The sequence below is a fragment of the Sedimentitalea todarodis genome, from assembly GCF_032595355.1.
Lineage (GTDB): Bacteria > Pseudomonadota > Alphaproteobacteria > Rhodobacterales > Rhodobacteraceae > Sedimentitalea > Sedimentitalea todarodis.
Window position 1 is genome coordinate 1 of sequence record NZ_JASMWN010000046.1, and the last position, 14479, is coordinate 14479.

The 14479-nt window shown below is 57.0% G+C and carries 13 protein-coding genes and 3 pseudogenes; 10 read left to right on the plus strand and 6 right to left on the minus strand.

Features of this window, described 5'->3' with window-relative positions; all coding sequences use genetic code 11:
* Positions 1-397: 397 nt before the first annotated feature.
* Both QO231_RS25065 and QO231_RS25070 read right to left on the minus strand, forming a co-directional pair.
* Complete coding sequence (locus QO231_RS25065; protein ID WP_316782753.1) at positions 398-640, minus strand: anti-sigma factor family protein; 243 nt, start codon at positions 638-640, stop codon at positions 398-400.
* 376 nt (positions 641-1016) lie between these two features.
* Positions 1017-2639, minus strand: a complete 1623-nt coding sequence (locus QO231_RS25070) for an alpha/beta fold hydrolase (protein ID WP_316782756.1) — start codon at positions 2637-2639, stop codon at positions 1017-1019.
* 120 nt (positions 2640-2759) lie between these two features.
* On the opposite strand from QO231_RS25070, the gene QO231_RS25075 reads away from it, so the two are divergent.
* The 4 genes from QO231_RS25075 (at position 2760) to QO231_RS25090 (ending at position 6808) form a co-directional block, all read left to right on the plus strand.
* Positions 2760-3722 carry a homocysteine S-methyltransferase family protein gene (locus tag QO231_RS25075; protein ID WP_316782760.1) on the plus strand — a complete coding sequence of 321 codons (963 nt, stop codon included), beginning with the start codon at positions 2760-2762 and terminating at the stop codon, positions 3720-3722.
* A 21-nt stretch (positions 3723-3743) separates the two neighbouring features.
* Positions 3744-3911 carry a DUF1127 domain-containing protein gene (locus QO231_RS25080; protein ID WP_316782763.1) on the plus strand — a complete coding sequence of 56 codons (168 nt, stop codon included), beginning with the start codon at positions 3744-3746 and terminating at the stop codon, positions 3909-3911.
* Positions 3912-4376: 465 nt separating this feature from the next.
* Positions 4377-5138 carry a hypothetical protein gene (locus QO231_RS25085; RefSeq protein WP_316782766.1) on the plus strand — a complete coding sequence of 254 codons (762 nt, stop codon included), beginning with the start codon at positions 4377-4379 and terminating at the stop codon, positions 5136-5138.
* Between the two features lie 29 nt (positions 5139-5167).
* On the plus strand, positions 5168-6808 hold the full coding sequence (locus tag QO231_RS25090; protein WP_316782769.1) for a peptidoglycan-binding domain-containing protein: 1641 nt from the start codon (positions 5168-5170) through the stop codon (positions 6806-6808).
* 214 nt (positions 6809-7022) lie between these two features.
* Here the strand turns inward: QO231_RS25090 and QO231_RS25095 are convergent.
* Positions 7023-7229, minus strand: a pseudogene (locus QO231_RS25095) (transposase); the annotation flags it as partial.
* Between the two features lie 183 nt (positions 7230-7412).
* Between QO231_RS25095 and QO231_RS25100 the strand changes: the two are divergent.
* The 6 genes from QO231_RS25100 (at position 7413) to QO231_RS25125 (ending at position 12015) form a co-directional block, all read left to right on the plus strand.
* A complete protein-coding gene (locus QO231_RS25100) occupies positions 7413-7856 on the plus strand; it encodes a hypothetical protein (RefSeq protein ID WP_316782772.1) in 444 nt (147 codons plus the stop codon).
* Complete coding sequence (locus tag QO231_RS25105; RefSeq protein WP_316782774.1) at positions 7853-9073, plus strand: flavin-containing monooxygenase; 1221 nt, start codon at positions 7853-7855, stop codon at positions 9071-9073. Before QO231_RS25100 ends, QO231_RS25105 begins: the two co-directional genes overlap by 4 nt.
* Positions 9070-9282 (plus strand): DUF1127 domain-containing protein, encoded by a 213-nt coding sequence (locus tag QO231_RS25110; protein ID WP_316782777.1) that lies wholly within the window; start codon positions 9070-9072, stop codon positions 9280-9282. The genes QO231_RS25105 and QO231_RS25110 overlap by 4 nt, the downstream gene beginning before the upstream one ends.
* Positions 9283-9323: 41 nt before the next feature.
* Positions 9324-10877 carry a cytochrome-c peroxidase gene (locus QO231_RS25115; RefSeq protein WP_316782781.1) on the plus strand — a complete coding sequence of 518 codons (1554 nt, stop codon included), beginning with the start codon at positions 9324-9326 and terminating at the stop codon, positions 10875-10877.
* Positions 10878-11019: 142 nt separating this feature from the next.
* A complete protein-coding gene (locus tag QO231_RS25120) occupies positions 11020-11793 on the plus strand; it encodes a hypothetical protein (RefSeq protein WP_316782784.1) in 774 nt (257 codons plus the stop codon).
* Positions 11794-11829: 36 nt separating this feature from the next.
* On the plus strand, positions 11830-12015 hold the full coding sequence (locus QO231_RS25125; protein ID WP_316782787.1) for an SRPBCC family protein: 186 nt from the start codon (positions 11830-11832) through the stop codon (positions 12013-12015).
* Between the two features lie 530 nt (positions 12016-12545).
* Here the strand turns inward: QO231_RS25125 and QO231_RS25130 are convergent.
* The 3 genes and pseudogenes from QO231_RS25130 to QO231_RS25140 form a co-directional block, all read right to left on the minus strand.
* Positions 12546-13328: pseudogene (locus QO231_RS25130) on the minus strand (IS110 family transposase); the annotation flags it as partial.
* 79 nt (positions 13329-13407) lie between these two features.
* The gene (locus QO231_RS25135; RefSeq protein ID WP_316782790.1) at positions 13408-13848 is read right to left on the minus strand and encodes a hypothetical protein; all 441 of its coding nucleotides are present in this window, start codon (positions 13846-13848) and stop codon (positions 13408-13410) included.
* Positions 13849-14014: 166 nt separating this feature from the next.
* Positions 14015-14266: pseudogene (locus tag QO231_RS25140) on the minus strand (IS110 family transposase); the annotation flags it as partial.
* Positions 14267-14479: the final 213 nt, after the last annotated feature.

A 14479-nucleotide genomic window follows, 5' to 3' on the forward strand; every position in this document is an offset into this window, starting at 1 on the left:
CTGACTCAATGAACCTTGTCGGCCAGCCTGCCCACGATCGTGAAATGGCTGCCCGCGATGCCGTGAAACGCGTGCCCGAGATCGCGTGAAATCACCGCCCAACTTTCGCGAAATACGCACCTTGACATGTCAGACCAATGGCGCTGAGATCGGGATTAGAGAACGGAACGCCTGTCGTTTTGCCCAACCACTTTTCGATGTGGCCCGCCACGTTGGCGTCCACCTAGACCAGAGGTTTCTTCTCTTCATAGATCGCTTGGTGTTCTGCGACGCCTCTCAGCCAGCCGCCCTGCACAGCGAAACGCTTTTCGCTCAGGGAATTGGACAAATGAATAGCCACCTGACCGGCAAGAGCGACGCTGGCTGCAAGGCGCGTCACCACATTTAGGTAAACTGGTCAGTCTTCATTCGCTGATGCCCGAGGTTGGAACGCGGTGATATGATCAACCAGGGCTGCCGGAACCGGATCATTCAGCATCGCATCAAAGTCGGACATGGCCGCCGCATCAGCAGCAACCAACCTTTCCAGTTGCTCGCGTAGCTCCGCATCAGTCGCCAGTTGGATTTCCAACTCAAGACTGTCGGTATTGGAAAGCTCTCCGTCGATGTAGGCGGATAGCATTAGTTCAATTTCAGACATCTCGATCCCTTATGATATGACAACCAACTGTGGCTGCGCGGCAAGGCCCTGAGTTGCTAGGCGGGATGCCGTTGGTCACAAGAATCTTCTCCCGTTCGTCAGGCACTTTTTCGTACTTAGATACTCTACGCACCAGAGCCGAGATTTATTCATTTGCGGGCCAAAAAGGGTTCTGGGCGCCTAACCCACAGTACCTTGTACCGGAGCTTCCCATCGCAAACCAGCCTTATGACAACGAACTTGAGCGACATCACCGCTGAACAAGCGGAAGGTGCAGCGCGTACTGTGAAAGCGATTGAGCATCGACGCAGCGATTGCGTCAAAACGAAACAACCCCAACTTTGCCAACACCACCAAGGCGCGTCCCTGCCAACGGTCAGATCCAGTGTTCCTTCATGAATTCCCGTGTTCGAAGGATACACTCACGCCAGGCGGGTTCATGCCCCAACATGATGTGGTTCTCGCTGTCCAACGGGACAAACTCTGCACCCGGGATACCCATTGCCAACTCACGTCCCTGATCTACGGAGATACGGCGGTCGCCGCGCGCATGAAAAACGATTGTCGGAACATTCACTTTGGCCAGGCTATCGCGCACATCGATATCGCCGAAAGCCTCCTGAAATCGCACAGCGTTTTCGGGTGACGTCGTTTGGCGCTGGAATTCATCAAACCAATCCAGGTCTTCGGGCTTTGAATCCGGCATGAAAGTTTGCGAGAATATGTGCCTGTAGGCAGGGTTGGAGGTTCCCCACCCATGCCGTGTAAGAGTAAGAACGGCCTCCCGGTGCGCTTGCTCTTCCGCACTGGCACCAATACGCCAGCCAGTCGCATATCCGGCAATGAGGACCAGACCAGTAACCCGTTCGGGATGGCGCACCGCGTATTCCACCGAAACTGCACAGCCCTGCGATATGCCCAGCAACGGAAACCGTTTCAGTTCAAGTGCATCAACGACCGTTTCCAGATCGCGTACAAATGCTTCCATACTGATGTCGTTCACATCCCAATCTGACAGGCCATTGCCCCGTTCATCATAGCGGATGAACTTTCGAAACTCCGAGCAAGCCGAAAATGTCGACCCCCAGATAGGGCTGTTCCAATCCAGCTCCAGGTGATTCAGCCAGTTGGCCGCCTTGACCAATGGTGGGCCTTCGCCGACTGTTGCATAGGCGATCCGCGCCCCATCGCTTGCCCGACAGAACCCAATTTTCTGTTTACGCAACTGCCGATGTTGGGCGCTTTCGCCAGGGCGTTCGACGGATGGGTCAATCTCTGGAGTCTCCAAAAGGTCAGGCAACAGGGAACCAGCAGCTGGCAATCCGGCTTCTTTTGCGGCGGCATGAAATTCCGCCTCGGATTGGCGCGCTTCTTCCAGTCGACCGGATTGCGCGAGCGCAATAACCAGACCACGCGCGGACTCTTCCTCCACCGGCGTAGCTTCCTGCCACAACCGCGCCCATTTTACGGTCTCGGCCTGCGTGAGTTCTGGGTGCAAGGCCAGTCGGCGCAACACGTTGAGATGCATCAGACGCACATTTTCGCGCTCAGATGCGAGCCATTGCTGGAAACTCTCGGTGCCTGCGTATTCCAGCCCCTCCAGAAACGATCGCTCTAACAGTTCGGCCATTTCACGCAACTCTGGCGGTGGAATTAGGGGCGGGTCGTCGTTGAGCCGTACCCAGATATGGCGAAGTTCGACATGGGTGTCATCCAGTGCAAGCGTGACCCGCTCCCGATCCGCTACGATACGTCGGACACCGCCCTGATCAACCACCTGACGCAGTTTGCTCAGCGCCCAGCGTAGCGAACCGCGTGGATCATCAGGCATGTCCCAGAACAATTCGCACAAGCGCTCGCGGCGAATGGGCCGCCCTGTCGCAGCGAGATAGCCCAAAACTGCACGCGCCTTTCGAGAGGCGGGCAGATTGACGGGTTTGCCATCGGCCGACACCGACAGTTCTCCCAAGAGGGTGATGTGGAGTGAAAAGCTCTTCATCCTGCCCGACAAAATCAAATAATACCACGGAATTTCTACTCAATTTCCACGGTCACTACAACGCTGGTACAAACGGCCGCTCGTCACAAGTGTCTCACGTCATAAAGACTGGAGACAAGAATGACCGACCCAATTCGCAACAAACTGCCCCACCAAACCAATCAGATGTTCCTGACGGACGCCGGGTTTGAAACCTCGATGTTGTTCCACAAGGGTTTTGATATGCCCTATTTCGCATTCTTTCCGATGCTGCGGACGGCTGAAGGGCGCGCTGCGATGAAGGAGTACTTCGCACCGTTCATGGAAACCGCGCGCCAACACGATGCGGGCTACATCCTCGACACCAACACGTGGCGGTCCAACCCCGACTGGGCGACACTGCTGGGTCATGACCGTGACGATCTTGCTGCGATCAACCGCGAGGCCGTCGAGTTTGCCAAGGAACTGCGCAGCGAATTCGGGGGGGACATGAATGTGTTGATCAATGGCGTGATCGGTCCGAGGGGCGATGGGTATGATCCGTCGACCATCATGACTGCACATGAAGCAGAAGAGTATCACGGCGTACAGATTGGCATTTTTGCAGACAACACGGTTGATCTGGTGTCCGCCATAACGATGACCAACATACCCGAAGCGGTTGGCATTGCGCGCGCGGCTGGTGATCGGGGACTGCCTTGCGTGATCAGCTTTACGCTTGAAACGGATGGAAGATTGCCAACGGGTCAGACCCTCGCAAATGCAATTGTCGCAGTTGACGCGGCATGCACTCAAAAGCCTGCTTACTACATGATCAACTGTGCCCATCCGGACCACTTCAGTGCCATGCTTGAGCAAGGTGGCGAGTGGGCGAACCGCATCCATGGTCTGCGCGCAAATGCATCGCGCATGTCCCACGCCGAACTCGACGAATGCGAAGAGCTGGATGACGGCAACCCGCACGAACTGGGTCAGCAATATGCGGAACTCACGCGCCTCTTGCCAAAGCTGAACGTCTTCGGCGGGTGCTGTGGCACGGACCACCGGCATGTCGCACAGATCTGCGAAGCGGTGCACCCAGCGGTCTCAATTTTGGCCGAATGATACTCACTAAAGGAAATCAATATGTTCGACACCATCAAAAGAAAAATGCATCAACGACGCCAGCGACGGCGCGACCAACACAACTTGCGGATTCTGCAAAGCGGACTGGACGATCGTCTGCTGAAGGATATCGGCTACTACAGGGACTTCGGATCAGATGCTGACCCCCGCTGGCGGTCGCTCCAATGATCGACACTACGCAGGTCAACTGACCGAATGTGAAGCGATGCCGGCGGCTACCTCTGACTGATCACAAGTTGGTGGTCTTGATATCATTTGCTTATCTTTGCTTTGGTTGGGATTGGCGTCGACCACAGCCCCAGCCGGAACAATAGCTTTCAATCGGAATCATCTATCCTTCCGAATTTTCGGAAACGTCAGTCTGTTGCGCGAAACTACACCGGTTCATGCGCTTCGGAAATCGGCAACGACCGACGCTATTTTCTAAACGAGAGAATTTTTGGCGCGCCCGGCGCGTAGAGAAACTGAGCGTCCCGAAGGGGCGCCGAATCTAAGGGCTAGAATATGAACACGCATTTGCGATGCCGCGCTCTGCCTCTTCATGCGCGCTGCATGAACCGCCTTCACCGTTGGCAACATCCGCAGAGTTGGGTCGAAACCAGAATGTCAAACGACAAAACCATTGCCGCGGGCATGGTCGGTGCAGCCGATCGCCGCAACGCGCCGGTTCAAATTCAGGTTGCCTTCGCGGCTAAGAAAAAGCGCGGACAATTCGCGCACTGGATGACCCAGGCACTACGCTCTGTACCCAAGGTGGCGTATCTGGGCCGCAATCGGCGACAATGTGCGGGGCTGCGCAACCTACAGGACACGCGGCTGCTTGGCCGGACTCAGCGGGCTTTGCCGCGCCTTCTCGGCGTCATCCTGATTCTGGTTCTCGGCGCAACGGAATGTACTGCTCAAAGCTGTAGGACTGACTACGGGAACAATAGCTCTGGTCTCAACGACGGGACCACCAATCGCGTCGTGCGGCTGCTGAAACAGGGGTTGCGTCAGTGCCAGACATTGAATTCGGTGTATCGCTACGATTGCTACCGTCAAAACTACCGCGCCGCAGGACGGCAACTGGCCGGCAACCCCGCCTACGCTCCGGCTCAGCAAGCCCTGCGCGATGTGGAAACCACACTCGTAGCTGTATTGGACGCCAATGCCGACCCGACAACAAGGCCAATTCGCCGCCGGGGCAAGAGCTATTCAGCCATCTCAGAGCGCGCGATTCCTCGTTCCAAGGCGGCTTTTGCTGCCGCGCTTGATGGGGCCGCTACCAAGCTACTCAGATCAGTCGATTCAGACAGCATCCATTTTGCCCGCATCGCCAGTGTCCTGGATTCCAACAAGGTATTCCTTCGCTCGGCCTGGACCCCTGCGACAGAGCCTACAATTCAGCGCATCTGAGAGGCGCAAACTGAAGGAGTATTATTGCTATGCCACTTAAATTGACAGCGCCAGTTGGCGACAAACGACGCATTACCAAGCCAGACCCAAAAGCCAAAAACACCAAGTTTCCACCCGTCAGAAACGTTCCGGCCGATGTGGAAGTGGTTCGGCTGATGCTCAACGCCAATGGCTATTCACTCAAGGTCCATGGCAAGTCCGATGGCGAACTGATTAAGGCGATCCGCGAATTCCAGAAAAAGAAGCTGGGGTACAACAAGCCGGACGGCATCGTCGATCCCGGTGGCCGTACCTGGAAAGCAGGGCTGGCCAAACTGGCCGCCCAGTCAGCTTCTGAACAGAAGATCGAATGGTACGAAGTGGTCGAGGGCGGGAAAACCAAACGCGTCACAAAGGCGGAGTTTGAGGCTGGTCAAAGGGCTCTTCAAAGAGAAGTCCGGTCAAAATCCATAATGATGAACGGTCAGGTGGAGTCCTGGATCAGCATTTGCAATGGCTTCGAGCAGACCCGTCAGGCTACAGACGGCTACTTCAATGCATTTGTTGAATTCTCTGTCAGCGTCGTCAACGACAAGACCAATCCACCTTGGAGTGAAATTCTCGCGGCACGTTCAGAGGCCTCTTTGCTAAAGTCATTTGTCGGTGCGTCCAATTTGGACTGGAAAAAGATCTACGCACAGGACCAGAAGGCAACCAAAGCCTACAACAAGGCAGTCAAGGCGTTCAAGAAGTTCATCAGCGAGCGTATTGGCACCGCCGGATCAATTGTCGGCAATCTTGAGATCGTGCGCGACACATCTTTCACTGTGGTCGAGACCTATATGACCGCACGCCTTGTCGCAACCAAAGGCATGTCTGTGGCCAAGGCAAATGCGATTGCGGCGGCAGGCACCGAAGCCCTCAAATCCGGTGCCGGGCAATTTGGCGAATATGTTGCCGGGAACAAGGTTTCCTGGGATGGCGCGGCCAAAAAAGTCATGATTGACAGTTTCATTGCCGGCCTCTCGGGTGCGGCGGGCGGTAAACTGGGCTCGGCGCTTACCAAGGGGTTGGGTGCCAAGATTGCGGCGCAAATTTTGCCGAGACTGTCGGGCAATATGTCGAAATCGGTCATCGAGGCCTTCTTTCAGAGGTTTCTGGGTTCCAAATTCGGGCAGACGATGGTTACCGGGGCTCTGAAGGAAACAATTGGTCTGTTCAAACCACTAATCGAGAAAGGGCGGGCGCCCAATTTGAAAGAAGTCAAGGAATCTGTGGCAAAGATCCTGACAGCGAGTATCCTTGATCATGCAGCCGGGAAGGCACTTTCTGAATTCACCAAACGGTTTCCGACAGCCAGCGCCGATTTCCTGAAAACAATCCTTGCGCCCAAGTCAATGCAGGCGATGCGCAACGATCTGGTGGCGCTCTACGGCGCGGAATCATTCGAGATGCTAGCAAAAAAGCACTCGGGCGAGATGTTTGAATCGGTTGCCAAACAGCTCAGCGGCAATTGGCTATCAGCCGCCGCTGTCGAGGCGGTCAACGGTTCGGATGGATCGCAGAACGCCAAGCAAATGCAAAAGCTGGCAAATGATGCCCTGCGCAAGGACAAGGACCTGCGCAAAAAGATCGAAAACATGATCAAATCCGAATTCGCCAATCGCGCAAAGAAGCTGGAAAAGGCCTAGTGGCCTTTGGCTTCGCGTCCTGAAGATTACACCTGCAGGCGTCGAGATGACCGACCATAGAGACTCTGTTGCATAAAGCCGTTTCTAAACGAACTCCCCCTTTCCCCGGACACAGTTATCCCACGGTTTCCGTGGCGGGTATGCCGAGCGCTGTGTAGCCGTTCATGACTGCAATACGGACCTGAACCTCTGCAACCCGTCGGTCAAAGTCCCGCGCCATACCGAACAAAACTTTCATCGTAAGGCATGCCTGGATAGCGGTGTCGCTGTAGGTCTGCTGCCGACCGCGCTTGCCCGTCGGCACGGCATCCCAGATCATTTCTAAGTTAAACCAGATTGTCAGCGAGCCACGGCGCTTGAGCGCTTCGTTATAGGCCTGCCAGTTTCTGGTCTTGTACGTTGGGGGTGTGGGTCTGCTCATGGCGCCCAGCTATCAAATTGGATTCACGACATGAATCCCTCACTGATTTGTGCAACAGAGCCTTTCACAGGTTGAAAATCAAAAAAACCACGGAAATTCTACTCAATTCTCACGGTCGCTACAACGCTGGTACACACGGTCGCTCGTCACAAGTGTCTCAGGGCATACAAACCGGAGACTAGAATGACCGACCCAATTCGCAACAAACGGCCCCATCAAACCAAGCAGATGTTCCTGACGGCCGTCGGATTTGAAACCTCGATGTTGTTCTACAAGGGAGTTGATGTGCCCTATTTATCATTCTTTCCGTTGCAACGGGCCGCTAAAGGGCACGTCGCGATGAAGGAACTGGCCATGGTTTTCCCGGCCAGCCACATCGCAGGGATCGATCTTCGCGAAGACGTGTTTGCGCCACTGCTTTACACGCAGTCACTGATGCACTGCTCGCCAGCATCCATCGGTCAGCACGGGGCCCGCCCTGGGGCCAAGTGGGGTGTCGAGACGGCACAGAATTCCTCTCCAGCGCAGGCTTTGGACAGATCGAAACGCACCGCCAACCACACGTTCAGATCAACGCGTATTTCCTTGCGCACCATTAATCGCGCCCATCTAGGAGTTTTTCAATGACACCGACACACTCAATCTCTGCCATCGTGATCGGCGCAGGTCTGTCAGGCCTGGCCGCGGCAAGCGAACTGCGCGCCAATGATATCCCCGTCACCGTTCTGGAGGCCTCCGACCGGGTGGCCGACCCCTGGCGCGCACGTCATCCGAAACTGCGGCTGAACATTCACCGCCATTTTGCCCGGTTGCCGGGCCATCATGAACCGCGCCAGAGCGACACCTATTTGCCCAGAGATGCCGTTATCGACTATTTGAGCGAATACGCCAGTGGGTTGGACGCGCCGATCCATTTCGAAACCCGTGTGCTGTCCGTCCACCGTAAAGGTGACCTCTGGCAGATCGAGACCACGAAGGGCGTCTATTCCAGCACCCATCTGATCGTCGCCACCGGTCGGGAAAGTGTGCCTGACATGCCCATTTGGCCGGGCATCGAAGAGTTTGGCGGTAAGGTCATTCATGCTGCCGACTTTGCTGATCCCAGCCGTTATGACGGCAAGAACGTGCTTGTCGTCGGGGCCGGGAATTCCGGATCCGATGTGCTGAACCACTTGTCGCGCAGCAACCCGGCACAGGTTTGGATCTCTGTCCGGCACGGCCCGTCGATCCTGCCAACGCGGATATTCGGCTTTCCGATGCACCGCATGGCCAGACTGTTCAGCCGCACCCCCGCTTGGGCGCTCGATCCGGTTATGGCGATCATGCAATGGCTGAGTTTTGGCAACCTGCGCCGCTATGGCTTGCGCCATCATCCCAAGGGCGGCGGATCGCGTCTGCTGCGGGATGCAGTGACGCCGGCACTGGATGATGGCTTTGTCAAAGCGCTGAAGGCGGGCCGCTTCGAAGCCGTGGGCCAGACCGTTGGATTTTCAGCCTATGCCGCTGAACTGGCTGACGGTCGCAGGGTCGACCCGGATGTGGTGATCTGCGCAACCGGTTACCGGACCGGTTTGGAAGATCTCCTTGGCCATCTTGGCGTGCTAGATGACGACGGATATCCTCTGCGCCCCTCGGGCCAAGCGGACAGCCGAAATCCGGGTCTTTGGTTCACGGGGTACAGTGTAACCTTTGAGGGCTTCTTCTACGCCGCCGGGATCGGCGCCCGCCGCATAGCGACCAGCATTGCCGCGCGCTCATACCAACCGTCCAAGACACATTCGCAACAAGCAATTCCACGCGCCGCAAACCCGCGGACGCTTTCAGTTTCAGGAGCAGAACAATGACGTTCATGGATCAATCACACGCGACGCAGGGACGCCCAGCAACGCGGAGACATACAGCAAGCCTGATCAACTGGTGGCGCGAACGACAGCGTCTCAAGCGTGACTATCGGAAACTGCCCCAAATGCCGGACCATCTTTTGCGCGATGTTGGCCTTGAGCATCTGATCGAACTGAAACCCGACACCCCATACCGTCACCGCCTGCTTTAGGCGCGGGCGCCTTTTGGAAATTTATGAGCGAAGGAAAGCACATGTCTGATTCTCGGACCTGGAAATTCTCCATTGCAGCAGGAACAGTGGGCTCACTGATGCTCCACTCAGTGCTGGCTCTGGCCGCGGCAACTGGAATTGCGCTCTTGCTTGTTCTGGTGTTTGCGTCCGTGCCGGCCCGTGCCGAAAGCTCGTTGGATTTCCTGTTGCCTGCCCCTCTGCAGGATCGTGACTTCCTGTATGACGGCGCGCCAAACGAGGCACGTTTTGAACTCGGTCGAAATCTGTTCTTTGATCCGATCTTGTCGGGAAACCGCAACATTTCCTGCGGTACATGCCACGATCCGGCAAATGGCACCAGCGACGGCGTGGCCTTGTCGATCGGCGAGGGTGGCACAGGGTTGGGCCGCAACCGCCGCACCGCCGATGGGGTGACCGAACGCATCCCGCGCAATGCGCAGGCGCTGTGGAATATCGGTTCGAGCGAATATCGTTCAATGTTCCATGATGGACGGGTTGAGCCCGATCCGCTGTCATCATTCCAAAGTGGTTACTGGAGCCCCGCACGCGAGCACTTGCCTGCCGGTCTGGACAATGTGTTGGCAGCCCAGGCCATGTTCCCGGTCCTCTCGGCCGCGGAAATGGCCGGACAGAAGGGTGAGAACCCGGTTGCGACGGCCGTCGCCGAGGACCGCGTAACAGACGCGTGGGACCTGCTTGCGGCGCGACTGGCGGCCACACCACAATATCAGGCACAGTTCGGTGCGGCGTTTCCGGGCAGGAGCGACATCACTTTTGCGAAGGCCGCCAACGCACTGGCGGCCTTTCAGACCCAGGCCTTCCGAACAGATGACAGCCCCTTTGATCATTTCATCGCAGGCAGCCCGATGGCCTTGTCCGACACAGCCCGCGCAGGCGCTGATCTGTTCTATGGCAAGGCTGGCTGCGCCGGCTGCCACTCCGGTGCCTTGCTGACGGATCACGATTTCCACGCCATTGCCGTGCCGCAAATCGGACCGGGCAAGGGGCATGGAGCTGACACAAGCTATTGGCGTGCGACGGGTTTTGGCGCGCACACGGAAGACGAGGGCCGCTACCGCGTCACCTTCGACACGGACGATCTGTTCGCATACCGAACACCCAGCCTGCGCAACGTGGCGCTTACGGGTCCCTGGGGACATGACGGCGCGTTCGATGATCTGGAGGTGATGGTGCGCCACCATCTGGACAGCATCGCCTCGCTTGAGCGTTATGACGGGAATACTGTTTCCCTGCCGCCGCTGGACAAGATAATCGAGCAGACCGGAGACGCCTCTGAATTGATCTTTCGCCCTCTCAATCCCGGACGCCGCGCCGCTTTTGATCTGCGCGATGGCTGGGTCCAGAACTCGGCGGATTTGCGAGGGCGCATCGCCAGGGCAAATGAGCTTGCCCCGGTGAATCTGCAGGATCAGGAAGTCAGCAATCTGATGGCCTTTCTCGCCAGCCTGACCGATCCAACGGCCCATGACCGCAGCCACCTCATTCCGACCTCTGTGCCGTCAGGTCTGGCGCCGCAACCAACCCGCCCGGTTGGTCCGCCGCCAAAGGGGTGATCACAGGATGGAATCCACTCTTCTCGCATCGGGTTCATCCCAAGACGGTCTCGACCACCCGAAAACACCCTGGCTTCGTCGACCTGCACTCCGGGGAACCAACAAACCGCAACTTCGCCACAACTCTAATAAGGATCGAAAAATGCAAAAACTTCTTATCAACAGCGTCTCCGTACTCGTGCTGAGCGCCGCCGCCGCTGCCGCAGAAAACACCAATGCCCAGTTTGGCTCTGCCCTATCCGTGAGTGGCGCAGCAAATGCGCAAGTGATCAAAGCGGCCTATGATGCGCCCGAAAGCATGTCATTGACGTTCATCTTCCACATCGACGACGGCATGGCCGAACAGGATGTGTTTTACGAGAAGATTTCCGGCTCCGGCGAGGTCTTCCGCCCAACAGCGGCTACCCGCGACATGGACGCACCGCTCTATGCGCCGGGTGTCGAGGTGAAGCACAACTTCCTTGATACGACAGACACCGGCCCCTATCCCATAGGCCGCCCGCTTGGCCTGACCTTGGGCGAGTGGTTCGCGGCGAAAGGCAGCGGCACCTATATCTGTGAAAATGGCGTCGGCACCGTGGATTTGAGCTTTGAAAATCTCGTCCCGGACGGCGTCTACACGATCTGGCATGATTTCATGGTCTGGCCACCAACCGAACCATTCATTGGCACCTACGACCTGCCCTTTGGTGCCCGCGACGGGTCTGAGAATACCTTCATCGCAAAGGCGGACGGATCGGCGGATTTTGGGCACACGATCTCGCCCTGCCTGCAGTTGAGCGGTGAACATCTTGCAGCCGATCTAGCGCTGGCGTGGCATTCTGACGGCAACACATACGGGCCGCTGCCCGGTGAGTTTTCGACCGTCACCCACGTTCAGATGTATGTGGCCTTGCCCAGTCGCACAGGCCTTTGAGCCAAAAGCATCAGGGCAAGCCTACCGCTTGCCCTGATGCTACCGAACACGAGCACCCGCCCCATACTGATCGAACACTGCGCCTTCATTGCCTGCCCGTCCCAACAGGTCTGGGCAGAGACCATTGATATCGACACATGGCCACTATGGGCGCCGACTGTTCAATCAGCACAGCGGCTGGACAAGGGCGCATTTGGCATCGGCAGCGCCGCCCGTATTTAGCAACCGAGGCAACTCAGCACGATCTGGCGCGTCACAGCCATTGAAGACGGTGCCTGCTTTGCATGGGAAACGGATACAAGGCTCTTTGGAATGCGCGCTACCCACAGCGTTGCTTCGCAGTCGGATGGAACAGATTGCAAACTTACGGTCGAATTGCTTGGCCCAATGGCAGGTCTGTTTTCGCCCCTCTGCGTCCCCTTGATTGGGCTGGCCCTCCAGTGAGAGAATCAGGGTCTGAAAGACTGGTGTCACTTAGCACTTCTGTGGTTGCCGCCCGTTTGGCAAGAAGTTTCTGACTTTCGTTGACGAGTGATCGAGTGCGGTCTTCTGTCAGGCCTCTGGTTGCGGCGCTTCTAGGTGCCGCGGGCCGGGACGGTGATCTGCGGAGCGGGTCCAAATCTTAATTCCGAGCTTGCGGGCTCAAAGTGCTAAACTGGTTTTCCCATTCCCGATCGGTTCGATCTTGCGCCCATTCAGGTCGTCGACTTCTCACACCTCATTGCCAGTCCAGGCCTTCTGCGGCACTCCGTTCATCTTGCCGTTGCCAGGGCTGGGTCTCGATAATCTTCCTGCTTCGCCAGCATGGCCCATATTGTCCGCGCCATCTTGTTCGCCAGTGCGATCGCCACCAGCATTCGCGGCTTCTTCGCGAGCATCCGCGAAAGCCAAGATCCTTCTGCCGGCGGTTTACGCTTCGCGCCACTCAGCCGCGCCATTGCCCCGATGATAAGAAGCCTGCGGATGTCGGCCTGACCAGCCTTCGACACCCGTCCAAGCCTTTCTTTCCCGCCAGAAGAAAACTGTCGTGGAACGAGTCCGAGCCAAGCGGCAAAATCCCGGCCGCATCGAAAGCTCTCCATCGCTGGCGCGAAAGCCTCGACGGCCATAGCGGTCAGCGGCCCCACGCCCGGCACGGTCTGAAGCCGGCGCGCTGCTTCGCTCTGCCGGGACAACTCCGCTAGCTTCTTCGTTTTCTCCTCGATCCGAGCCGTCTTCTCGCTGATCTGAGCCAGCAGATCGCAGCACTCCTCCCGCACAAGGTCGGGCAGTTCGCTCTCGACGTCGTCGATAATCACTTCGATGCGCTTGACGTGACCGATCCCTTGCGGAATGACCTGCCCATATTCATAGAGAACGGCGCGCAGAGCGTTCACCAATTCCGTTCGCTGATGAACAATACGTTCACGGGCCCGGAACAGAACCGCCCGAGCTTGCTGGTCAGCGGTCTTCGGCTCGACAAAGCGCATTTCAGGCTGACGGGCCGCAATGACAATCGCCTCGGCATCGGCAGCATCGTTCTTTTGGCGCTTAACTTATCGTCAGGTGGCCATAATGCGAAGGACTCTGTGCAAACCTGCTGTTTGTCAGCATTTTGCCCCATGTTCCTCAGCATTATTTCAGAGCGTATCGATCCAGGCGAGCAGGCTCGTATCCCGTTTCCATGACGGTGGTTGAACCACCGTTACCGGAAGACTGACCTGTTCCAGTGCCTGTCGCTTCGTTTTCAGATTCGCCTTCGTATAGTGGTGGTTGGTGGTGGCGTGGCGAAAGCTGCACAAGCCCGAACAGCGCGTGAATGCCCGCGCACGTGATCTGGTGCCAGTGCAGACTGGGAAGGCGGCTATGACGGCGCTGGAACAGCGCGACCGCATCGCACAGGTATTGCTCCACCTGGGCTTCGGTTACATCCGCGATCGGGATGTTCCGCTGTGCAAGATGGTCAAGCAAGCCGTGCGCATAGGCGCAATCGCTCCTGACCACCACCGTGCTGTATTCTTGGTTGGTCGGGCAGGCTTGGAGATTGGTGATTACTTCGCGATCGGTTTTTGTCATCGCTGGTTCCTCCGCCGGTCAAACAACCGCAGAGGTTCGTCCGAAAATAATGCGGAGCAAAGCCGTCGCTTAACGGCAAAAATGAGAGGCTATCAAGCGCCTGTCCCACGCACCTCCGCATTATGGCCACCTGATGATAAGTTAAATAATGGAGAGGTGGTCATTATTTTACGAACGGGCGCACATATTGCGGCGCAATAAGCTTGACCGCATGACCCAGTTTCACCAGTTCGCGCGCCCAGAAATGGGCGCTTCCGCACGCCTCCATAACAACAAGTGCGGGCGACTGCTCTGACATGAAACGGAAAAACTGCCTGCGAGACAGCTTCCGGCGATATATCACATCACCTGCCATCGACGCCCCGTGAAGTTGGAAAACGTACTTTGCCAAATCCACCCCGATCATCATATCGTTCATTTGCCGTCCTCTCTTTTCTGTGGCTTACACCATGTCATCTTGCCACATCGCGATGCCGTTAGGGGGAGGACGGCAACCACCCCATCTTAAATGGCTCTTCCTCACTTAGTGTGGCGCAGTGGCAGCATTCTGGCTTTCAGCAGCTCTGCACCGGCTCGACCGTACATTGCCCGCTTGAGTGTCTTCAGGCGGTTGATCTGGCCTTCCGCTTGT